This is a genomic window from Streptomyces sp. NPDC058985, from assembly GCF_042740985.1.
GTDB lineage: Bacteria > Actinomycetota > Actinomycetes > Streptomycetales > Streptomycetaceae > Streptomyces.
This window is the reverse complement of record NZ_JBHYJX010000010.1, coordinates 40,894-63,525: the sequence shown is the minus strand read 5'-3', so window position 1 is coordinate 63,525 and position 22,632 is coordinate 40,894. Positions and strand designations below refer to the sequence as shown.

At 65.1% G+C, this 22,632-nt stretch carries 12 protein-coding genes; 4 read left to right on the top strand and 8 right to left on the bottom strand.

The window, feature by feature from the left end; translation table 11 throughout:
- Positions 1-80: 80 nt before the first annotated feature.
- The 3 genes from ACFW01_RS11980 (at position 81) to ACFW01_RS11970 (ending at position 4,479) form a co-directional block, all read left to right on the top strand.
- Positions 81-2,840 carry an AAA family ATPase gene (locus ACFW01_RS11980; protein WP_384503250.1) on the top strand — a complete coding sequence of 920 codons (2,760 nt, stop codon included), beginning with the start codon at positions 81-83 and terminating at the stop codon, positions 2,838-2,840.
- Positions 2,841-3,314: 474 nt separating this feature from the next.
- Entirely contained in the window at positions 3,315-3,704 is a 390-nt protein-coding gene (locus tag ACFW01_RS11975) for a hypothetical protein (RefSeq protein ID WP_384503248.1), read from the top strand.
- A 427-nt stretch (positions 3,705-4,131) separates the two neighbouring features.
- A complete protein-coding gene (locus ACFW01_RS11970) occupies positions 4,132-4,479 on the top strand; it encodes a helix-turn-helix transcriptional regulator (protein ID WP_186780180.1) in 348 nt (115 codons plus the stop codon).
- Between the two features lie 194 nt (positions 4,480-4,673).
- Here ACFW01_RS11970 and ACFW01_RS11965 read toward each other — a convergent pair whose 3' ends face one another.
- The 5 genes from ACFW01_RS11965 to ACFW01_RS11945 all read right to left on the bottom strand — a co-directional run bounded on the left by ACFW01_RS11965 (position 4,674) and on the right by ACFW01_RS11945 (position 14,780).
- The gene (locus tag ACFW01_RS11965; protein ID WP_384503389.1) at positions 4,674-5,117 is read right to left on the bottom strand and encodes an SsgA family sporulation/cell division regulator; all 444 of its coding nucleotides are present in this window, start codon (positions 5,115-5,117) and stop codon (positions 4,674-4,676) included.
- 329 nt (positions 5,118-5,446) lie between these two features.
- Positions 5,447-8,194: an ATP-binding protein gene (locus tag ACFW01_RS11960; protein WP_384503246.1), complete on the bottom strand. Its 2,748-nt coding sequence runs from the start codon at positions 8,192-8,194 to the stop codon at positions 5,447-5,449.
- Between the two features lie 1,364 nt (positions 8,195-9,558).
- Positions 9,559-10,326: an SDR family oxidoreductase gene (locus ACFW01_RS11955; RefSeq protein WP_315902945.1), complete on the bottom strand. Its 768-nt coding sequence runs from the start codon at positions 10,324-10,326 to the stop codon at positions 9,559-9,561.
- A gap of 788 nt (positions 10,327-11,114) precedes the next feature.
- Entirely contained in the window at positions 11,115-11,852 is a 738-nt protein-coding gene (locus tag ACFW01_RS11950) for a sigma factor (RefSeq protein ID WP_384503244.1), read from the bottom strand.
- Positions 11,853-11,969: 117 nt separating this feature from the next.
- Positions 11,970-14,780, bottom strand: coding sequence for an AAA family ATPase (locus ACFW01_RS11945; RefSeq protein ID WP_384503242.1), 2,811 nt, complete (start codon positions 14,778-14,780; stop codon positions 11,970-11,972).
- A 1,875-nt stretch (positions 14,781-16,655) separates the two neighbouring features.
- On the opposite strand from ACFW01_RS11945, the gene ACFW01_RS11940 reads away from it, so the two are divergent.
- The gene (locus ACFW01_RS11940; protein WP_384503240.1) at positions 16,656-18,380 is read left to right on the top strand and encodes an FAD-binding protein; all 1,725 of its coding nucleotides are present in this window, start codon (positions 16,656-16,658) and stop codon (positions 18,378-18,380) included.
- Between the two features lie 926 nt (positions 18,381-19,306).
- On the opposite strand, the gene ACFW01_RS11935 is transcribed toward ACFW01_RS11940, so the two are convergent.
- The 3 genes from ACFW01_RS11935 to ACFW01_RS11925 form a co-directional block, all read right to left on the bottom strand.
- Positions 19,307-19,738: a peptidase inhibitor family I36 protein gene (locus ACFW01_RS11935; protein WP_384503238.1), complete on the bottom strand. Its 432-nt coding sequence runs from the start codon at positions 19,736-19,738 to the stop codon at positions 19,307-19,309.
- 1,220 nt (positions 19,739-20,958) lie between these two features.
- On the bottom strand, positions 20,959-21,588 hold the full coding sequence (locus tag ACFW01_RS11930; protein ID WP_384503236.1) for a hypothetical protein: 630 nt from the start codon (positions 21,586-21,588) through the stop codon (positions 20,959-20,961).
- 172 nt (positions 21,589-21,760) lie between these two features.
- Positions 21,761-22,369 carry a hypothetical protein gene (locus tag ACFW01_RS11925; protein WP_384503234.1) on the bottom strand — a complete coding sequence of 203 codons (609 nt, stop codon included), beginning with the start codon at positions 22,367-22,369 and terminating at the stop codon, positions 21,761-21,763.
- Between the last annotated feature and the right edge of the window lie 263 nt (positions 22,370-22,632).

The window sequence follows — 22,632 nt, the reverse complement described above, 5'->3', positions numbered from 1 at the left end:
ATTGCCGACAGGGTGCCCGCGACAGGGTTTCCTGGAGTAGACAGGGTATATCAGAATTATTCGGAACCAAGGCGGACACTGTGACTGGAAACGTGCCGCTGCGCGGTCGGCGACACGAGCTGGCGGAGCTGGATGCGCTGGTCAACCGCGCCCGCGCTGGCCATAGCGAGGCGCTGACCGTTTCCGGCGAGGCCGGCGTCGGCAAGACCGCCCTCCTCGATCACCTCACTGCGAGCGCTGCGCCGCACGTCCGCGTGGAACGCACGGTCGCCTCCCAGTCCGAGATGGAACTCGCCTACGCCGGCCTCCAGCAGCTCTGCGGGCCTATGCTGGGATCGGCCGTGCGGTTGCCGGCTCCGCAGCAAGAGGCGATCGAAGTAGCATTCGGGTTGCGCAGCGCTCCCGCACCGAGTCCCTTCCTCGTCGGACTCGCAGTGCTCGGACTGCTCACCGAGGCCGCAGAGGAGCGAGGCTTGCTGTGCGTCATCGACGACGCACAGTGGCTCGACCAGGCATCGGCCCGCGCGATCGCGTTCGCCGCCCGGCGCATGGATGCGGAGGGCATCGCCCTGGTGCTCGCCATGCGTCGGACCGACGAGGCGTTCGCCAGTCTTCCGCACATGATCGTCGAAGGACTTGACTACGAGGATGCGAGCGCTCTGTTGCGTCTTGCGGTCCCCGGCGGCCTCGACCGGCGGGTGCGGGAACGGCTTCTGGCAGAGGCGCGCGGCAACCCGCTGGCCCTGCGGGAACTGCCTCGGGCTCTGAGCCCGGCCGAGATCGCCGGCGGCTTCGCTCTCACCGGCTCTCTGCCGCTGGAGAGCCGGATTGAGCAGAGCCTGATCGTGCAGCTCGCACCGCTACCCGCACCGGCGCGTCTGCTGCTGTTGCTGGCCGCAGCCGACCCCACTGGCGACCCTGGCTTGCTGTGGCAGGCAAGTGAGCTGTTGGGACTGGGGCAGGAAGCCTTTGATGCCGCCAGGGACACTGAGGCGCTCGTCGTTGACACACGCGTCGGCTTCCGCCATCCGCTGGTGCGGTCGGCCGTGTATCGGGCTGCGTCACCGGAGGACCGGCGGCGCGTCCATGCCGCGCTGGCGGACGTCACCGATCTCAGTCAGGACCCGGACCGCCGGGCCTGGCACCGCGCCAGCGCGACGCTGCACCCGGACGAGGGGGTCGCCTCCGATCTGGAACGGTCTGCGGAACGTGCCAGGACCCGTGGCGGCGCGGCGGCGGCGGCCGCGTTCCTGGAACGAGCCGCTGAGCTGACACCTGAGCCGGCGCGTCGGGTACAGCGGCTGATCGCCGCCGCGGAGGCCAAACACGATGCGGGCGCTCCTGAGGCGGTGCTGAGCCTGCTCGACACGGCCCATGACCTCCTGCTGACCGCTGCGCAGGAGGCGGTGACTGCCCGCCTGCGTGCCCGCGCCGGGTATGCGCTGCGGCGCGACAGCAGTGGTCCGCAACTTCTCCTGGCCGCAGCGCAGGGCCTGGAGAGGCATGATCCGGTGCTGGCCCGCGACACCTACCTGGAAGCACTGGCGGCGGCGGTCTACGGAGGCAGGCTTGGCGACGCCGAACAGGTGGCTGTCGTCTCGAACGCGATCCTGGAAGCGACCGTCAGCGAGGGACCCGGCAATGCGCGGGACCTGATCCTGCGCGGTCAGGCGCTGCTAGCCGCCAAGGGACAGGAGGCCGCGATCGAAACCCTGCGTCGGGCGCAGCATGCGCTCCTGGAACAGGCCCCCGACTCGCTCGGACTGCACTGGTTGTGGTTCGCCTCGCGAGCGGCACAGGACCTCTGGGACGCTGATGCGCTGCGTGCTCTGGCCAACCGGCAGGTCAGACTCGCTCGTGCCGACGGTGTCGTCACGGTCCTTCCGATCGCTCTGAGCCTGCTGATGCTGTCGCAGACGGTCGATGGGGACCTCGACGCGGCCGAGGCTTCCTGCGACGAGATCGACGCGATCAAGGACGTTACGGGCAATCCGCTGCCGCCGTACGGACGGCTGTTCCTAGCCGCCTACCGGGGGAGGGCGAGTGAGGCGGCGCGCTGGGCTGAGCGCATCCGAGCGGACGCGTATGCACGCGGCGAGGGGTACGGACTGAGCGCGGTCAACTTCTCAGAGGCCATCCTCCACAACGGCCTGGGCGCCTTCACCGAGGCGGTGGTCTCCGCCAGCCGCGAGCTGCCCTACACGCACGAACTCAACCATGCGATGCGCACGCTGCTCGAACTGGTGGAGGCGGCCACCCACACCGGCGACCGGGCTCTCGCCGAGCACGCAGTGGACAAGCTGGCCGGTGTGACGCGTCCGGTCGGAAACACCTGGGCGACCGCCGTGCTGGCCATGGCAGAGGCGCAGCTGCATGAGGGCGACGAGGCCGAAAGGCGTTACCGGGACGCGATCGAAGGATTCGAGGCGGAACGCATTCCGATCATGGTGGGCCGCTGCCGCCTACTGTACGGAGAGGAGCTTAACCGCCAGAACCGGCATGTCGAGGCACGTGAGCAGCTCAGAGCAGCGCACGAACTGTTGACCGGTTTGGGTTTGGACGGCTTCGCCCAGCGGGCTGCGGACGAACTGCGAGTAAGCGGTGAGACCCCGCAGGTCCGCGTGAGGGGATCAGCTGTGCAACTCACCAATCAGGAGCTGAATGTTGCGCGCCTGGCGCGGGAAGGGCTGACGAACCGGGACATTGGCGCCCGGTTGTTCATCAGCGTGCACACCGCGGAGTACCACCTGCGCAAAGTATTCGCGAAGCTCGGCATCAAACGGCGCACCGAGTTGAAGACCGCACTCGCCGAACTCGACCAATCGCCTACGGACATCTGAGACTCGGGGTTCCTTGAGCGCGGTGTGCCCGCGGCTGCCTCGGGCGCGAGGCAGACAGTAAGCATGCCAGCTCAGTACTTGCACACCGTGTGTTGGTCACGGCGGTGCGCCCTTCAGGCTCGGACTGGACTCGGCGAGAGCCCCGGGGGCCAGGATCTGCCGCAGGCGTGCACGGCGCGGCCAGGGCGAATTGACCAGTCAGGCCCATGGGTGGCGGCGCGGTCCTCGTCCTGCTCCGCGTCCGGGGCCACAGCACCGGAGAGGAAAGCGTCCACCTCCGACAACGGGACCACGAAGGGCCGGGGCGGCCGCTCATCCCAGCATGCGCACCACTGCGCCTTTCAGTCTCCCCGCCAAATCTGTCACAGACAGGACGGCTACCCAGTCAAACGGAATGAAACGGATATAAGACGCTTCGTGCTGATGGTCACAAGCCGCAGCCGGCAGACGCGCGGAGCCGAAAGGACCAGAAACATGCTGCTTGAGATGGACCGTCCCGGGCTCCAGCCCACCTCCGGCCCCGTACTCACCACCGGGGAGAGGAGCACGACCGCCTGCGGTCCTCCGAGAAGGGACGACCCAACGTTGGGCAACCCCGGGGCTTGGGTGTCCTCCGCCTTCCGACAGTCGGTCAAATGGATGGTGGGCGTTCCGTTCAACGCCTCCAACTCCCGGGTGATCTGGATGTACTACATCGTGGATGAGGCCCGCGACAGTCTCCACGCGGTGCGCGCGGCACTGGAACGTGCCAACAGTATTCAGGAGAGGCAGGTGCGTGGCGGGGCGTCCGTGATGGCAGAGCACGTCGAGGTGCAGAAGATCCTGCAGGACGCCATAGGGCGCCTGAGCCTGGTCAACGAATGACCCGCCGGAAAAGCAGGGGCGTCCAGTCGAGGGACAGGGGCCTTGGCCGGCCAGTCTCAACACCGCCCGCTCGGCATTGGCGGAAACAGCGGGGTGGAGCCACGCACCGACAGGTGGTGGTGCATTGCGTATCCCCGGTGTCACCCTTGGTGGGAATCTCGGCGCAGAAGCCCCAGCCGTTGTGCGGCTGGCGCTGCTCTTCTCCACCTGTGCGGTGATCGTGTGTCCTCAGCACCCGCGCCCGCGAGGTCCTTTGGCGAAGCAGGTGAGACGTGGCTCCGCGAGTCTCCCGGTGAAGGCGAGCGATGCGCGTGCGGCAGCCCACTGATGGAGTGGGCTGCAGAGAGAAATGAGCGATGCTCGTCCGTCGCAGGCAGTGGAAAGCTTTAAGTTCGACCCTTCCCGAACTTGCGATAGCATGGCTCCTATGCCCGACCACTCCTCCCCTGCTGACAGCGAGATCATCCTGCCGCGCTTGTTGGGAGTGCTCAGCGACCCGACTCGGCTGGGGATTGTCCGTATCCTGTCAGACGGCGCTGAACGAGGGTGGGGGCAGTTCAGTGCACCCGTCGCCAAGTCAACGCTCAGCCACCACCTCAAGATGTTGCGCGAGGCGGGCGTCACTCAGACCCGTCAAGAGGGCACTCGCTGCTATGTGAAGCTGCGGGGGGATGCCCTCGACGCCCGATTCCCTGGGCTACTGCCGGCCCTGCTGTCGGCTGCGGTCGCAGACCATATCGGAGAACACGTGAGCGAACGGGATGATCACGGCTAGTCACCATCATGAACGTGGCGGAGCGTGCGGACGACACGTGATCGTGCTCTTCTTCCGGCACACGTGTGGGAGAAGGCGATGAGGACCTCGCTCCTGGCCCTCTGGTAGTGACAGACGAGGGAGGTCGCTGGCGTAACGTGCAGCCGGTCTGGTCCAGGCAACGTGAGTGCAGGACAGAGTGGCAAAACGTCACGTCAGTCAGGTGCAGTGCCCGGGCTGCCGAAGAGACCCTCAAGAAAGGCATCCGGGTCCAACCGCCTCATCTCCGTACCGGCCGGCACGATTTGGTAGGTCCGGTCCAACCACTCCGCCAGCGGCGGTGCGGGCATCTCGAACAAGGCGGTGACGTCGTAGGAGCTGAGCTGCAGCCAAGCCGACTCTTGTTCGCCCAGATACGACGGCCACACCTGAACATCGCCGATGCCGCTCATCGATCGGAGCCCTTGGTCCAAAAGATCGCGGCCCACCTGCCAGGTCACCTTGGGTCCGTCCTCGTCGATGAAGAAGGTGATGCTGACGAGGAGGGGAGCATCAGGAGTGAACTTGAATTCGGCCCGGATGGCCTCCCACGCCCGGCTGCCCACCATTCGGTGGAGCTTCAAGGACAGACAGATACCCTGTGCAACCGTGGTCTGCATCTGCACACGCTGATCATTACCACTCATGAGGCTGTGCTTCCTTCCTTGAGGACTGGCGACAGCACCACCCTCGCACATGACATGATGCAGACACATCAGTACTTCGACAGTGAGAAGTGGCAGGTCAGACCACAAGACACCGCAACGGGACCCTGCTTGTAGGACAAGGAGCCCTGGGCATGGGACGACGTTAGGTCGGGCGACTGCTTTCAGCACTGCTATCTAGTGGACGGGGCACACCCTGTGTTAAGAGACTGAGCTTGACTCGATGGTCGCGCCCAGCACCGTGTCGCTCACCGTTCAGACACTGTGTCGAAGAGACGGGCACGCTATCTTTGCTCTGGGAAGTTAGTATTGCGCACCATGGGCTGTCCGCCATCGAGAGCCGCGAGTGCTGTGGCCAGCTTGCCTCGGCTGGTGATACCCAGACGCGGATAGATCCGGTAGAGGTGGGCTCCGACCGTGCGGTGGGAGATAAACAGACGCTGACCGATCTCCCGGTTGCTCAGCCCCTTCGCAGCCAGCATGGCGATCTGCATCTCCTGGGGAGACAACTGTTCACCGGAACTTGCAGGCCGTCGGACGCTTGACTCGCCAGCAGCACGCAACTGCTCACGGGCCATCCCAGCCCAGGGTTGCGCACCGACCCGGTCGAACTCGTCACGGGCGAGCCGCAAAGGTTCGCGGGCATCCACGTTGCGTCGCTGACGACGCAGTCGAAGCCCCTGGTGCAGATGCAACCGAGCCCGCGCCAGCGACCAGCTGGCTGGCATCGTCTCAAGTGCCGAGGCGTACCGCTTCTCCGCCGTGTCCTCCGGCGCCAACACCGCAGTGGTATAGGCATGAGCCACGAGCATCATTTCCGAAGGCAATCGGCTTGCCAGCTCCGGTAGTTCAGCGAGCAGATTCCGGGCGTGCTCGACGGTTCCGGCGGCAACTGCGGCGTCGGCGAGATCCGGTGCCAGCAACCAGCGGCTCACTGAGTGGTAGTGCGGGTCGGCTGGATCGAAAGCCCGCACAAGAAGTTCGTACGCCTCGGACGCGCGACCATCGAAGAGAGCGAGCAGACTGTCGACCTGCTGTGCCATCACGGTGACGAAGGGAGCACCGGGGAAGAGGTTGTGGGAGCGCAACTCGCGGACTGCGGAGTCCGCCGTTTCCCTGTCACCACGCAATGCCGCCACCAGACCTGCAGTCGCCTTCAGGCCCAGCCAGACGAGCCACTCTCCGGTCTCCTCCGCCAGGCCGAGGCCCTCGTCGGATTCCTCGCGGGCACGGTCCAACTGACCGAGATAGACGCGAGGCCAACTGCCGGCCAGAGCGCGGGCGAGCAGCCCGAGCCTGCCTTGTGACCGCCACACGGCAGCAGTCACCGACAGATACCGGGCGGCGCGACTCATGTCGCCTACGACCATGGCTCCGCTGCCGAGGAAGTGCAGGATCCGACCGTCCCGAAGGTCCGGGCTGATCTCTCCGAGCCGAGCGATCACATCGGCACCGTGTTGGTAGGGCTGGGTGTATGCCCGGACGGCCAGCACATGCGGAGCGTCCGGGTCGGGGGTCCACCGGTCCAGTTCCGCGGCGGCCTCGGCGCGCACCTGTGCGTCACCGTCCTGGAAGAAGCACCGTGCAGCGGCACGCCATAGCAGGTCCTCTGCGACGTTTTTCGCATCCGCGTCCATCGCTCCGGCCGCGGCAGCGACCATGTCCCTGATACGTCGGTGGGGCTCGTCCGCTTCGAAGCCTGCTCTGTCGGACACAACCAGGAGGCGCGCTCGCTCAACCGGTCCGAGTACGTCCATGTCAGCGCGGTTCAGGAATTCCTGTGTGGCAATCCGGTCGTTGACCCCACCGGCCAGTTCAGCCGCCCGCACCAAGATGCCTGTTCGCCGACGCGGATCACGTACGAGGTCCGCCGCCTGTCGCAGGGCAGGAATGGCCGACGCCATCTTGCCCCGTGCCAGTGCCGCGTCGGCACTGTGCTCCAGTCGCTCAGCCAGTTCGTCGTCCGGGCCAATTGCGGCTGCGGCCTGATGAACGAGCTGGCGGTCCGGCATGTCGTCCAGCACCGCCGCAAGAGCAGCGTGTGTGGTGAGCCGGTCAGCGATCGGTGCGCGGGTGTAGACCGCCGAGCGCATCAGCGGATGTCGCCACTCCGGCGTGCGACCTGCAAAAACAATCAAGCCTGCATCGATCGCCTCCTGCAGAGCATCCAGGGTGACCGGGGCGTTACACATGCGGCCAGAAACGTCCAGTAGACGATTCAAGGGAGTCGTCGGCTCGGCGGCCAACGTCAGCAACAGCGCACGGCACTCGCGGCTCGCGGAGTCGGTACGCGCCGCGAAGGCGGCCTCCAGACGTTGCGTCAGAGGCAGTTCGTCCACTGGTCCTGAGATGTGCTGCACCGCTTTGGGCAGTTCGACCAGCGCCAGCGGGTTGCCCGCAGCGCGGTCCAGAACCAGCGAGCGTAGCGGGTTCGGCAAATCTGGGGCCTCCGAGTCGAGCAATGCGACGGAGGCTTCCGCGTCAAGGGGGGACAGACAGAGATCCGGGTGAACGCCCAGACTGTACTCCTCGGGGGAGTGGACCCGGGCAGCAGTGATGAGAACTATCTGCAGGTCACCGGTTCGCCGCGCGATGAACCTGAGTACATCCCGACTGGAGGAATCGACCCATTGCAGGTCGTCGATGAGGAGGAGGAGCGGCTGCCGGTCGGCTACTTCTGCCAGGAGTTCCAGTGCGGCGAGGCCGACTTTGTAGAGGGGTGGTTCGTTCTCCGCGGCACCGAAAGCACCGTTGAGCGTCTGCTGGTGCAGTGCTGAGAGGCTCTTGGGCCCTCGCATGATTGGTTGCAGCAACATCTGCAGTGCAGCGAACGGCAACCACTGTTCGGTCTCTACCCCAGAAGCAGACAGCACCCGGAACCCACGTTGGGTGGCATCTTCCCCGACTGTGCTCAGCAGAGCCGACTTGCCGACACCAGCTGCCCCATGAACAAGCACCGCTGTTCCACATCCGACCGCCGCCTTGTCCAAAAGCGTACTCATGGTGCGTTGTTCCACGTCTCGGCCGATCACGAGACATCTCCTGATACCGGCATGTATCGCCTGACACAGTCCACCCATCGTGGCTGTTCAGCGCAGAGGCATGGGGTGCCGCTGATCATGCGAACAGGGTTCTTGGAGACGCGGAGAGGCTCCTGCGTCCTGAGGTAGTCATGGCCACCCATGCTCAACTTCTCCCGGTATCAGATCACAACGCCGGCGGAGGGAGACGAGATGGTGGGGATTCTCCTGGCCCCGCACGCTACCACAGCTGCATCAGTCAAACGACTCTCAAATGACTAGCTGTGACCAGTTGCGCCCGTATGACGGCCCCGCAGGTGAAGCGCTCCGCGTGCAAGGAAGCCCGACTTGTGAAGCCACGGAGATCAAGCGGATCAGGGTGGGGAACGCCGAGCTGCGAAGGACGCCGAGACCTGCAAGGCGGCCTCGGCGTCCTTCGCGCCGGAGCCCGTCCGGTCGCCGAAGCGCTAGTGGTGCACATCGAGGAGCGCCGGAAGGTGTCCGAATGCGATCCGATCTGCAGTAATACGACCAGCCGTCACGACATGGAGAACGACTCAGGCGCACCTACCAGGCCACCCAGAACCGCCTCCAGGTCGGCGAGCCCGTTCGGAGCGCCGATCCGCCGGCGCGCAACAGCCGCATTCACACCAACACCTTCAGCATCTACGGAACACGGAGGCTCTGGCGGCAGCTGCACTGCGTTTATCCGCTGCCCGCTGCCCGTCGCTGGCTGATGCGTGTCCTCGGTGTCCAGAGCATCCGACGGGCCTTAAGACCGCACGATCATCCACACGATGGCTACGAAGAGCCCACTGACCTGCTGGGGCGTGGACTTCACCGCGCTCCGTCGGAAGGTGCGGTGGGTCGCCGACATCACCTACATGGCGACTGGGCCCAGGTCCGCCTGCGCCGCCTTCATCGATCTAGGCTCCCGGGCCGACCGTCGGCTGGTCCGCTGCCGTCAGCAAACAGCCCCAGCTCGTCCTTCACGACCTCGACGTCGCCATGTCGAGCGGTGGCCAGGCACCCCAACGGAGCCCGGCCTCGCGCAGCCCTCGGACGCGGGCCATGCACGTTCTCGCGTCAGTCACCACCCACCTCCCTGAGGCGGGCATCGATGCCTTGATCGGCACCTCGGCGATGCACGCCCCAACGCCCTCACGCAGTTCCGGACCAGCTTCGCCAAAATGCAGCCGATCAATCCTTGCAGGCCCTGGCACGGCTTCACCGACGTCCGAATCTGCCACTGCAGACCGGTTGACTGGTTCTCTAATCAGCACCTCACCGGTACCGGAGCTGTCCCGCCCCACGAGCAGAGCGTCCACCGATTCCGGATGGCCTCGGCGCGTCCAAATCGGTCGACGCTCGTGGCATCAGATGAGTTCCAGACCTCCATCAACGGTGATGACCTGGCCGGTAGCATGCCGCCCTGCCGGCTCAGCCATCCGGAGGATCCAGTGGGCCATCTCATCAGCCGTCGCAATGCGATGGGTAGGGATGCGGTCGCGCTCGTAGGCGTACATGTCGTTGGCGGCCTCTGGGGTGAGACCGGCGTGCAGCATGACGTCGGTCCGGGTGGGACCCGGGGCAACAGAGTTCACACGGACGCCTTCGCCGGCGAGTTCCAGGGCCCAGCTTCTCGTCATCTGTTCGATAGCTGCCTTGGTGGCCGAGTAGTGGGCGCCTCCGGCCATGGGCCGATGGCCATAGGTGCTGGAAAGGTTGATGATCGTGCCGAACGTCCTGCGCAGGTGCGGCAAGGCTTCGTGGGCCAGGAGGCTCGGAGCGACAACGTTCAGTGCCAGAAGGTCGAGGATCACTTCCTTGTCCGTCTCGGCCAGAGGCATGACTGCCGTCGCGCCAGCATTGTTGACCAAGTAGTCGAGACGCCCCCATCGCTGCACAGCAGCATCGATGACGCTCGCAGGTGCCCCGTCCCCACAGACATCGATGGCCAGGACTTCAATGTTGTCGCTGGCTGCAGCTGTCTCCTTCAACGGCTCCTCTCGGCGTCCCACCCCGAGTACATGTGCGCCCGCATTGGCGAAGGCGACGGCCGTAGCCCGCCCGATACCGGACCCTGCGCCGGTCACAATCGCTACCTGCCCGGCGAAGGCGGGATTGATCGAGTTCTCGGTCACGAACACTCCTCGTTCGAAGTTCGTTGTACATAGAACACTATGTGTAGTCCGTAGGCTCGCGTCAAATGCACACGTGCATGTGTGGCGGCGAAGCACAAGGTGCACTGGTCGGGCAAGCTCGACCTTGACTACACAAGCCAGACAGGGTGGGCTGGCGACATGTGACACCTACAGGCACTCTGATGAACGCACAGCCTATGAAGACTGGCGGGGGAGACTGCGTAGTGCCAGACAGGCCAGACCGCCGTTGCGGCCACCTCAGCACTCATCGTGGCCACTTCCGCTCCCGCTGGCGGCCCCTTCGTGGCACGCAGCGTAGGGCCCTCGGCGGCGCGCGGTTGAGCCGCAGGCTGGCCGCGCGAGCGTCGGCGGCTCCGCCCCTTCCCCGCGGGTGTGCGTGCCGGTCGGGGAGGTTGCTTCCAGCCTCAGTAGAGAACCGGGGGCGGGTCGGCCTCTCCGAGTTTGTCGAAGACATAGCGAACTGATTGCCGGCGTGCGGCCTCGTGAGCTTGGTTGCATGACCATCCGCAGTGCCGTCTGTGGCCGCCTCGCCCACGGGCTGGCGCGGGTGTCATCGGACAACGTGAGCAGGTGCAGACAGGCCAGGGTCCCAAAGCCCGAAGCCGAGATCGATGGCCGTGACGAACTGGGCAGAAGGTTGCGAAGGCGCGGCAGCGAAGCGGGTTTGGCTAGGCGGAACTTTCGTTGCTGTAGGTGACCAGACGCTTCCTACGGGTGCTGGGCCCCGTGTGCTCACTGAGCCGTTCCATTCGCCGCGTGGCCTGCTCTCACGCAGCGTGCCGGGCTGATCTGAGAATCTGACGGGACAATCCAGGAGCCGGGGACGACGAGGACTGGCTCTGCCCTTGGGGGACAAGCACCCGTGTGAGACTCTCAAGATCACCTGTGTTGGCCGCGATCTGGAACGCATCGACCAGGCGGCGGTGCGCCTCAGCAGGGACTGGCCGTTGGCGACCAACTTTGACGAGGCGGGTCTGCGCACGGCGGACCAGTTGCCGCGCATTCGTGACGCTGATGCGAAGCAACTCCGCAAGATCGGCATAGCCGTAGCCGAACCCCTTCCGGAGCACGTAGGCAGCCAATCCATCCGGCGTGAGCCTCGCCATGAGCAGAGCCAGGGCTTCCTCGATCGACACCGTCTGCTCGGCGCGCAGGACGGGATCCTGGACGGTCAGATCGACGAGGTTGACCAACTGCGACTCGCTCGGGATCTCGTGGCGGTGCCGCGCGGACTGGATGACATTGAGAGCCAGACGAGTCGTCGTCGTCGTGAGGAACGCGGCCGGATTCTCAATCCGTGCGCGGTCTGCGCGTTGCCAGCGCAGCCATGTTTCCTGAACTGCGTCTTCGGCTCTCGCGACGTCGCCGAGAATCTGATGGGCGATGCGGAACAATCGTGTCCGCTGGGCCAGGAAGACGTCGAGGGCTAGGTCCAAGTGGTCCTGGGGCGACCACCGGGGCTCAGGGACTCCGGCCGTCGTCGTCTCCAGGCTGGGCGCGGACATCGGGAACTCCTCGTGGTGGACGGCGCCCGTCGAGGGCGATGGCACCACCCTCGGTCCGTGGCCGTGTTCACCGCGCCCTGGAAGTCCGTGGTGTCGTCCGTGGGGTCCCGCGCCGGTTCAGCCGGATTGCACCATGCCCACGTTCCTCGTGTCCGTGGTTGCAGCACTCGCGAGCGCACCCGGTAGCGCACGACGAGAGTTGATCCCGAGCTTCGTGTACACCTTCCGCAGGTGCCACTCCACGGTGTGAGGGCTGATGAATAGCTCCGCACCGATTTTTGGATTCGTCATGCCGCTGGCGGCGAGAACCGCAATCTGAGACTCCTGCGGGGTCAGGGCGGTCGCAAGCTCGGTTCTCCGTATCCGTACATGCTCGCCAGTGGCGAGCAGCTCCCGGCGAGCACGTTCGGCAAACGCGTTTGCTCCCATCCCTTCAAACATTTCGTGGGCCGTACGAAGGTGCTCTCGCGCCAGGGAACGGCGGCGGCCTCGGCGCAGCCACTCGCCGTACAGGAGGTGAGCACGTGCTACCTCTACGGCTACCCGGCCGCGGGTGAGCTCATCGATCGCGAGCCGGTACAGGTCGTCAGCTGCGTCATCTTCGGTGAGGAGAGCCTGACTGCGTGCCGTGACGCCCCCCGCCCATCCAGAATCGGTAGCGCGGGTGAATTCGACCAGCCGGGCGAGCGAGGCCTGGGCCTGGCCGTGCTCGCCGCAACGGGTTGCGGCCTCGATGTGTTCGACCAGCGACAGGCCGGCGAAGTTGAAGCCGTCGTGCTCAATGCCCGAGCGAGCAGCCGCAAGAGCGTCGTCGTAGCGTGCCAGTCCGTTGAACAGCACGCCTTGGATGTAACTCGTCGCACCCAGGAGGGATACCTCGCCACGTTGCGCGGCGCTGGCCCTGGCGTCCTCGATGAAGCCGGCGGCGATCTCCTCATCGCCTCGCCAGGCGGCAAGGACCAGCGTGGCGTACTTGTGCGGGGCATGGCCGGTCGCGGCCGCGATCGCGTCGGCCTCATCAATCATCCGAGCTGCACCAGCGAAGTCGCCGGTGTGGATGTGTACCCCGCTGGCGTAGATCAGTGCCGGTGGCAGCGTGCCGAGTGCTCCGATGTCGCGGGCAAGACGTACCGCACGAGTCGACAGCGTGTCCCACGCTGTCAGGTCCCAGGCATAGTGAATGATCGCTTCCAAGGCGACCGGAGCCAGGAGAAGCCAACGCATCGTAGCCTCCCGGGTGGCGAAGTTCTCGCGTGCGAAAAGCTCCAACGCGCGGCGCAGGGCTGGGCCGCCCATCTCGTAATCGCCCGCGAGGAGTGTAGCCACACCATCCAGCAAGAGGTCGGCGGCCTCGGATCCCGAAGGGGGCGCTCCTGAACTGCGGGCCGCGATCGCTGCAGCACGGGCGCCTGTCGGCCCGTGAACCCTGCCGGCGAATATGGTTGCGCTGATTGCTTCTAGGTAGGTTTCGCGCGCCAATGACGACCTGGCAGCAGCAAACTTTGCAGCGGCACCGAGCAATAGAGGCGCCGCCTCGTCGCTGCGGCTGCGGGCGAAGAGGATCCTGGCACGCAGGCGCGCCAGGCGGGCGCGATCCAGCGGACTGAGCGGACACAATTCCGCCAGCGTCGCCTGCTCCGTGGCCCGTTCCGGAGAGGCAGCCGAGAAGTGTGCTTCCGCGGCTGCGAGAGCTCGGCGCCCCCTCAGCCAAAGGTCCGGTGTCAACTCCGCTGCCCGCTGCAGTAGTACTGCCTCGGCGGCCACGCCGCCGCGCTGGCGAGCTCGGCCGGCCGCCTGCTCCAGCCCGATTGCAACCTCTTCATCGGCCTCATCGACAGCCTGCGCGGCATGCCAAGCGCGCCGGTCGGGGTCCAAGGACGGGTCCGTGGCTTCGGCAAGCGCCCGGTGCACCATTCGACGTTCTTCGGGCTCGGCCTGGTGGTAGACCGCCGAACGCACCAGAGGGTGTCGAAACCGAACGGACTCGCCGAACTCGATCAGACCGGCTGCTTTAGCGGGTGCGGCGTTGGGAGTGACCTGCAGAGAGGCTGCTGCGTGGAACAGCAGACGGGGGTCACCGACTGGTTCCGCCGCGGCGATCAGCAGCAGAGTCCGGGTCGACGCCGGCAGCGAGGCCAAACGGCTGGCGAAGTCCCGTTCGACACGGCTCGACACCGTCCCCTCGACAGTCGGGGAACCCGGATGCAGGCCGTACGCCAACTCGGCGGCGCTACGGCCGCGGGAGAACTCGAGCAACGCGAGGGGGTTGCCGTGCATCTCGGCGACGAACCGATCACGGACCCGCTTCTCCAGCCGTCCACCGACGGCAGTCATAAGAAGTTCCTCGGCCGCGCCGGCGTCGAGGCCGCCGATCAGCAGTTCCGGCAGGCCGGCGAGTGCGGCTTGCCCCTCAGGGTCCCGGACTGCGAACGCCATCGCGACCGCCTCAGCCAGTAGTCGCCGAGCCACGAACTCCAGCGTCTGCAGAGACACCCGGTCGAGCCATTGGGCGTCGTCGACCACGACGAGCACCGGTCGGGTTTCCGAGGCCCGGGTGAGCAGAGTCAGCACCGCGAGGCCGACGAGGAAGCGGTCGGGCGGCTCTCCGGCCGCCATTCCGAATGCGACGCGGAGGGCATCACGCTGGGGGGCGGGCAACGTCTCGATGTCGGCCAGAAACGGAGCGCACAACTGATGCAGACTGGCATAGGGCAGTTCCATGTCTGCTTCGATGCCCTGTGCTCTCGTCACGGTCACCCGTGACGCCTGCTGGGCCACATAGTCCAGCAGCACCGACTTTCCGATGCCTGCTTCGCCGCGGATCACGCATACACGAGACTCCCCCTTGCGCAGGCCGGCCAGCAAGTCGTCGAGCGCCGAGCACTCGAACTGTCGGCCAACCAGGATGGGAAGCGTGTTGGCGGCCATATGACATTGCTCCTAAGGTCTGTCGCCAATGGTTTCCGATCAGGGACCACGGCAGGGCTACTGCCATGAAACGTCCGATACGCAGTGGGTTTCGGCCAGCCGTCTGCTACCCCGTCCCACCTCGAGGCAGTAGACGGCTGGATAACCAGACAGACCTCAACGAGATCGTGTGGCTGGACACGTCCGATCGGGCCGGATCCTGGGTCAGACCTTGCCGCGCGGGCGAAGACCGATGCGACCGGTGAGACTGAGCGGCCGGCGCCAGGCGCCTCCACGTCACGCAGGCCCATCCGCATGCGGCCGGAGATCGAGAAACGGGCTTTGCACCGACTGGTCCAGCGGAGGCCGGACCCGCAAGGTTCACTTGGCCCGCGACCTCCTGGTGCATCCGTTCGGCTCTACTGTCGCCTGTGGGCACATTGATGCCGTCATGCGGTTCACCATTGGCTGCAAGGACCATAGCTCCCAGGCAACACGCAGTTGACTGTGCCGAGTGAACGTCCGACACAGCATGCCGGCACGGCTCAACCGAACATGTAGCCGGCGCCGGCGCGGCAGCCTGGGCCAGACTCCATCGGCCTTCGACAGGCAGGTGCACAAGCGGCACAGCATCGTCGAACGCTGCTTCGACAGCCTCCAACGACGCGGCACCGTCATCCGCTACGACAAGGCCACCGAGGTCGACCAAGCAGCCGTCATCCTCGAACCACTCCCGGTACTGGCGGTGCATGCGGCAACTCCTAGAGATCCCAGGGGCCTCCCAGGATGTGGGGACTTTCCCTAGACGATACTAAGAGGTCACAACATGTGCTGTTAAAGATGTGGTCACTTGCTCGAGTGTGAGTGGGCACACGCTCGTGATGGTGGCCGTTACTCTCGAACCCGAACCGTGCAGGCAGCACGACCCCTCCATGCTGTGATGGACATCACATTCAGGAGAGTGCTTCGAAACTGTCACAGACGGCGTCGCTGTCCGGTCAAGCACTGCCTATCGGCCGTCTGCCGTCTGCCGTCTGCCGTCTGCCGTCTGCCGTCTGCCGTCTGCCGTCTGCCGTCTGCCGTCTGCCGTCTCAGCCGTCGGGTCGGGATCTCCCTATATGTCAGTGCACTTCAGTGAATCGGAGGGACGCTTGGTGGCCGAGCGTGTTGAGCTGGCTGACGAGGCGGCTAGCCTGCCGGGCTCCGCCGATCCGTTGGACGAGGTAGTCGCCTTCGAATTCGCAGTAGCCGAAGTCAACGGGGAGTATGTGCCCGGCAGATGCCGACCTGATGTGGCTGACGCTCGTCTGGTTCCGCTTCCTGATGTGGCGGACGGTGACGGGTGCGTAGCAAGGAATGGGGGAGGCGCCCTTGCTGCGGGCCACCGCGGCGAATCAGCCCGAGTCCTTCATCCGGCTGCGAATTACTCGCACAGAATTTGCCGAGAGTCAATCTTCCAGCGGACTCGTGGGCGCGCGGAAATATCGTGGACCATGAGGTCGGACGGGGATGCTGGAGAAAATGCTCGTTCAACCGGGACCGCCAATGGCCTGTCGGCATCCGCCGCTAGTAGCGCCTCCTGGAGGATGGCAGGAGACCCAGGGGTATTCACTGCCAAGGGGAGGCCGGATCGCGCTAGAGCTATATCTACGCCGAGGACAGTTGAAGCCTCCGGCTTCGTATTGTCGGTCTCTTCGACCAGAGCGTGGCGGCGATTGTCTACCACCGCTACACAAAGGGAACCGTATGGGCGACGATACAGGCCCTAGTTTGGGTCCTCGGCTCGCTCGCTTGTCTTGCGCCGGGCGCCTGAAAAGGCGGTACCCCGAGAGCGCGACGGGGAGTCGAGTAATCCACTGACCAGAAGACCGGATGCCCTAAACCATCGGAGAGATCATGTCATTTCTTGGACACCAACTCGCCACATCCGTCCTCGTGGTGGGAGCCGGCCGGGCAGGCCTACGCGCAGCCATTGAGATCGCCGAGACAGGTATGTCGGTCATCGCGGTAGGCAGTCGAGCGAACGACCGCGCTCGAACAGCTATGGAACCGGCCGGTATCGAGGAGATGCTAGCCACCACTGAATTCGCAGGGGGTTGGCAGGAACGTGTGGCGGACCTGTTGCAGGACAATCACTTGCCAGCCGACACGAGCAGCGTTCATAGTACAGCTCGAAAAGCTCTGCAGGCAGTATATGATCTGGAGCGCTACGTAATGCGATTCGACTGTCAATGCCACAGTCGGAACAATTCGCGCTACGTCGCTGAGTCCACTTATGTCCGTAATGATGCATTCGATGGCGACTGTACTGGACGTGAGGTGCAAAGAATACTGCGAGAGCGTGCTGACAGGCTCGCTATTCCAATTTTGTCGGATGTATACATTACCCGACTATTGGTCGATGATGGGACAGTTTTCGGCGCCTACGGAATCGACCTTATCGATGGCTCCCGTTACATCATTCGCGCCGACGCTGTGATTATCGCGACAGGAGGACATACGCGTATCTGGCAACGTACGTCCTCGCGTCGTGGTGAGAACACTGGCGATTCTTTCCGCCTTGCCGTTGAAGCAGGTGCCCGGTTGCGTAGCGCCGAACTGGTCCAGTTCCATCCTTTTGGACTGATCAAGCCGGAAAATGCGGCTGGCGCGCTTGTCAGTGACACTGTACGCAGTGAAGGGGGAATTCTGCTCAATAACCTAGGTGAACGTTTCATGGCGCGCTATGATTCCGAGCGAATGGAATTCTCTAACCGAGATAACGTCTCGCTGGCGTCCTACAGCGAGATCAAGGAAGGTCGCGGCACCCAGGATGGAGGTGTCTGGCTCGACCTGTCTCACCTGCCCCGAGAGACCGTCATAACCAGGTTGCCGCGTGTGCACCAGATGCTGTTGGACCTGCAGATGCTCGATGTCACCCGCGATCCGATCGAAGTGGCACCGACTGCTCACTACTCCACGGGCGGAGTCTGGGTCCGGCCTGAGGATCACAGCACAGACGTCAATGGGCTATTTGCGATAGGAGAGGCCGCCAGCGGTCTCCACGGTGCGAATCGCTGGGAGCAAGATTCGCTGGTCGAACTACTGCGGCACAGCAAAATTGCTGGCAGGGCCGCGGCGGAGTACTCGGCCAAGCTCACGGGCCAGCAACGGTCGCTAGCAGCGATTCGCGCAGCAGAAACGGACGTGAACCGACTTCTTGCTGCTGACGGGGACCAGAACGTACGCGCTCTGCAAAGGTCAGTTCGCCGCCTGATGACAGAGCACGCGGGCATCCTGCGCAGCGAAGCAGGGCTCATTGCCGGGATCACCGCACTTGATGAGATCGAGACCCGCATGGTGGACGTCGGTGTGCACATCGACATCAGCGGATTCCAGGACCTTGCGTACGCCTTCAACCTCAGATCTACCGTTCTCGCCGCTCGAGCGACGCTTGAGTCCGCGCTAGAACGGCGGGAGACCCGAGGCTGTCATATCCGCTCAGACTACCCGGATCCCAACCCGGCCCTGGCAGTCAACTTGGTGTGGTCGCCAGACACCGGGGTGCGCCGCGAACCGGTTCAGGCTGACGTCATCAAATTGACGCGTGGTGTGTCGCCCGACAGCGGGCTGACCGAGTAGGGGACAAGTGGCACACATAGCCTCGAGCTGGGCATTACCCGGGGGCGACTGGGGACATTGCGGGCTGAATGAGTGTGCGGGCGGAGACGTTCACACGGCTGCGGTTGGAGCAGTTCGAGCGGCTGCTGAAGGCGATCGATGACACAGCGGTGTATTCAGTTGGATGAACGGGACTTGTGTGGCCGTGTACCACCGCACGGACCTGACTACGCGGCAGCTCGGGCCGCTGTTGGGGCTCTCGTCCCCGACGCGGTGTGCCGGGCAATCCAGCGGCTCGATCTGCTGCTCGCGCTGGACGGTCGCCCGACCAGGCGATGCGGCCGACTGAGTGTGGACCGCGGACGGCACCCTCATCCCGGTCCACGAAAGGAACGTCTGCAGTACGGTGACCTCTTGGGCGGCGGAACGGGTCCGGTGAGCGCCGAATGCTGCTGGACCGATACCCGCCAGCAATCGCCATGTGGTGGGAGAGGACGCGACCCCGGGCAACATTTTGGTCTGGTCCCACAGCAGAGCCAGGTCAGCGATCGCCTCCCCACCGTCGGCGAGCATCACTGCCAATTCGCTGGGATCCCGCCGGCGACGTAACTCGTGCCGCGCAGCCGTCTGTGGTGCGGCACGTTTCTGAAGGCGTGGTCAGGTCAGTGGTATCGGCGATATCAGACAGCAGACGGGCCCGGCATGACTGACAGCCCACAACCGGCAGCTGATACGGCGAGCCTGGGAAGCGACCCGTTAGTGTTCACGCAGAGAGTGCTTTGCTGCTGGGGTGACAGGATCCCAGACAAGCCTCATCATTCCAGCTCGAAAGGAGCTTCCGCGTTCCCACTCAAGAACCGACGCTTCCGAAGGTGAAAGCGGAGGTTAGCGCAACGGGCGCAGTACTCCTCCTGAGAAGGCCCTCGGGAGGAGTACTGCCATCCCTTTCAGCAGGCGGAGCCCGGAGGAGGCTGGGGGCCGCCGCCACCAAGAGGCGCCCAGGAAGAGATTACGTCGTTCATGCTGGAGGCACCCACATAAGTGCTGGCGAGGTTGGCAAGGCTACCGCCGGGTGGCACTGCAACACCGCGGCCCGTGTAGTTGTTGTGCTCGTAGAAGCAGATCGTCGCAGCACCGTTGTTGCGGATGGAAGAGATGCTGTCCTGCAGGCCGGGGCTGACCTGTTTCAGAACGTCGCCCACGTAGCCGGGAACGTTTGTTGTGCAGTTCCTCCCGTAGGCGTCTTTGCAGACGGTGATACCGGTGGCCGCTGCTCCCGCGGTGGAGGCAGATGCAGTACCGGCAAGAGCGCTCATCGTGCCAATCGTCAGCACGAGACTTGCGGTGGCGCTGGCAAGTCTTGTCTTGCGTACACTCATAAGGGGCTCCTCTGTGCTGAGTTCAACCGTGTGTAGCCGTTTGTCGAGCGTCTGTTTGTGTGCCTATGCCGAGGTGCCCTAGAGGGCCCGGGCCCTCGTCTGACGACGGGTCGTCAACCTTTTGACCGGGTAGGGACTTTCGATGTGACAGGGACACCTCTACGAGGTCCGCATACAGGGATGTGGCCGTACCGCCTGCTCTGGCGGCGCAGTTCTTCGCCCGGACGCGCTGCTGGCTGGGACTCGGTTGTCTCTCTTCCGCCGCAGATCAGGTGTGTGGGCGAACCGAGCCCGGTTCCGACAGTGGAGCGGCGGACCGGGTGCCACTACGGGGCTGTGGTGGCGGCGGTTGACCGCAGTCGGGCATGGCGTGTTGAGGCCGTGTGCTGCCGCTCCTGCCGAGTACGCGTCCAATACGTTCGTTGCCACTCCGCGGACGCCGATGCGGCGGGGTTCGAGTGCCTGACGGCTGTGGGCATTGGTGGTGGAGATCTCGATCGAGAGCGGTAGACACTGTTGTGTTTGTCACGGCCGGTTGGATTGGCTTCGACAACTACCTACTTCAGTCGGCGGTGCTGATTGAGCCGACGCGCACGACTCCGGTCCAGCTCACTCAGGGCAAGGAGTCCGTCCGGGATAGGACGGTAGGGTTTGCCCAGACCCGGGCCCGACATGGTCGCGTCCGCCTGGTATTGCCCAGGAAGTGGTCAGGCAATGCACGGGGATGTGGGCTGCTGGATGAACGCTCAGTCGAAGTCGCGGCGCTCCGGTCGTTCGCAGACAACACGCTTTGTCGGCTCGGTGGACACCTGAGCACATCACACCTGAGCGCCTGTCTAGCCGCGGCAAGGCGTTCGAACCGATAACGGAGCCCCTCGTCGGCCGCCCCATCTCAGAACTTGATCGCTACAACCGGCCCATCACGGGATAATCCGGCTCCTGGGCCACTCTGCATCCGGCTTGTCTGTGTGCGTCCTCATCGCTGAAGCAGCCTTGCGCGCTCTGTCGGACCCGCTGTGGCATCGCCCGGCGTGTGACGGTTGACGTCACGGCGGCGTGCACCAGCAGTCCGGAAGGATCGGCCACAGTGGTCAGTATGCGCGTCCCGCAGCCCGCGGACGGAACGCACCTGGCGCATCAGCTGTCCACTCTCGGGACGAGATGACCGCAGCCGGGCCCGGGGGCGTGCCGGGTTGCGGGCGGACTACGTGCTTCAAACTCTACTTGGCCTCAGTGCTGGACTCCGGCGCCACCGACGGCTCGGACGCGCTAATCGTGGTGTAGTAGACAGAGGAGCCCTGCTTGGTGCGTTGTGCCTGCTGCTTGGCCACGAGGCCTTCGAGTGTGTTGCGTACCACGGTGGTCTGGGCGGCGCGTTCGGGGTAGGCCTGGTTCAGCGCGGCAGAGATCTGTGCGGCGGACCGCGGCTCGTTCTGCGCGGTGAGGTGGCGCCGGACGAGTTCGACGAGGGTGGGAGCGGAGCTCTTCACGGCTGTGGTCCTGGGCGCAGCGTTGGCGGCAGGTGTCTTCTTGGCCGCCTTGCGGCTCCGGGGGCCCGTAGCGCCATTCTTGGCCCGCGTGCGTTTGCCCTCGGCCGGCTCAGCGGCCGCCTTCTTGCGAGGCGTAGGCACGATGTTGCTCTGGGCAGGTGGCGCGGGCATGGCTCCGGCCAGCGCCTGCTGGATGTTCATCAGTACGTTGTGGTCGTGCTGCAGGACGGTGAGCTGTTCCTGCAGTGCGGCAATTTCCGTCCCGACACGTTCCTGTTCCTTGGCATTGCGCTCGAGATCGGCGGTCACCTGGGCGGCGTACTGCGAGGCCACTTCGGTGGTGGTCGGGGTCTCAGACATGGCGCTGGTTCTCCTTGGCTAGGCGAGGCGTGCGTTGGGAGGCGGCGGCTGCGGGACAGCGGATGCCGGGCTGTGCCTGAGACGAAGACAGCAGCCGTCGTGCGTTACCCCGGTCTAGAGATAATACGGGCCGGGAGATGAGGATAGGTCTTGTCTCCTGTCCTGCTCTGGCTCACTGCCTGTCCGAAGGCGGTGAGTTGCATGGTGCCCTGCCCTGGCCTGGCGAGGACGCTGGTCGTCGCCGCGGGAATCGCCACAGCACTTGATCGGTGTCCCGGTGGTACTGCCAGGACACCAGTGTGTGGACGGCCACCAGCCGGTCGAGTAACTCCTTGGTCTGCTGTGGGTAGTGTCCGCATAGACGGGAGACGTTGGCCAGGTCTTCCGTGCCGTCGAGAGAGCTGGCGGACTGCGAGGCGAGGACGAGCGCGGTCAGCTGCAGTGCCGCGGGCGCAGATGCCGGCAGGACCAGCGGTGCCGGGTGCAGCGCCCAATGTGCGGCACGGCGTCTCGCGCAGCGGCCGGGTACCTGGTCCAGCACGGTGGTATCCAGCAGGCGTGCGCTCATGGTCCCCGACTGCATGCCGGACGCTTGCAACCATCCGGCCTGGGTCAGCTCCAGCCACAGCTCCCAGCGTCGTTGCAGACGCATGCTGCGCAGCAGCCCGTCTGGCAAGGTGACATGCCCCCGGCTGTTCGAGCGCAGGGCGCACTGCAGAGCGAGCATGCGAGCTGCGGGCGAGGTGAACTGGGGGAGTGCGACGGACAGATAAGTGAGCATCTCCCGTACCCGCGTCCGTTCGTCGGGCCCCGGTGTGACACCGTGCCGGGCAGGCCGTACGGCGTGGCCGATAGAACGGCGCCGGGGTGATCCGAGCAAGGTGTCCGGCACGAGGGCGGTACCGCTGGTCGCTGCCGCGCAGGCGGCGCAGGTGTCGGCCAGTCGCCAGGAGCGCCCGCCGGCGCGACGGGTGAGTGCCAGGAGTACCGGACCGCTGCAGCCACGGCTGCGGGGGTGCCAGGAGCAGCCCAGAGCCCGGCACT

Coding starts and splice junctions, on each gene's coding strand:
- ACFW01_RS11975 (WP_384503248.1), top strand. CDS start 3,315: ATGCTGCTTGAGATGGACCGTCCCGGGCTCCAGCCCACCTCCGGCCCC.
- ACFW01_RS11970 (WP_186780180.1), top strand. CDS start 4,132: ATGCCCGACCACTCCTCCCCTGCTGACAGCGAGATCATCCTGCCGCGC.
- ACFW01_RS11965 (WP_384503389.1), bottom strand. CDS start 5,117: ATGCAGACCACGGTTGCACAGGGTATCTGTCTGTCCTTGAAGCTCCAC.
- ACFW01_RS11950 (WP_384503244.1), bottom strand. CDS start 11,852: ATGTCCGCGCCCAGCCTGGAGACGACGACGGCCGGAGTCCCTGAGCCC.
- ACFW01_RS11945 (WP_384503242.1), bottom strand. CDS start 14,780: ATGGCCGCCAACACGCTTCCCATCCTGGTTGGCCGACAGTTCGAGTGC.
- ACFW01_RS11940 (WP_384503240.1), top strand. CDS start 16,656: ATGTCATTTCTTGGACACCAACTCGCCACATCCGTCCTCGTGGTGGGA.
- ACFW01_RS11935 (WP_384503238.1), bottom strand. CDS start 19,738: ATGAGTGTACGCAAGACAAGACTTGCCAGCGCCACCGCAAGTCTCGTG.
- ACFW01_RS11930 (WP_384503236.1), bottom strand. CDS start 21,588: ATGTCTGAGACCCCGACCACCACCGAAGTGGCCTCGCAGTACGCCGCC.
- ACFW01_RS11925 (WP_384503234.1), bottom strand. CDS start 22,369: ATGCTCACTTATCTGTCCGTCGCACTCCCCCAGTTCACCTCGCCCGCA.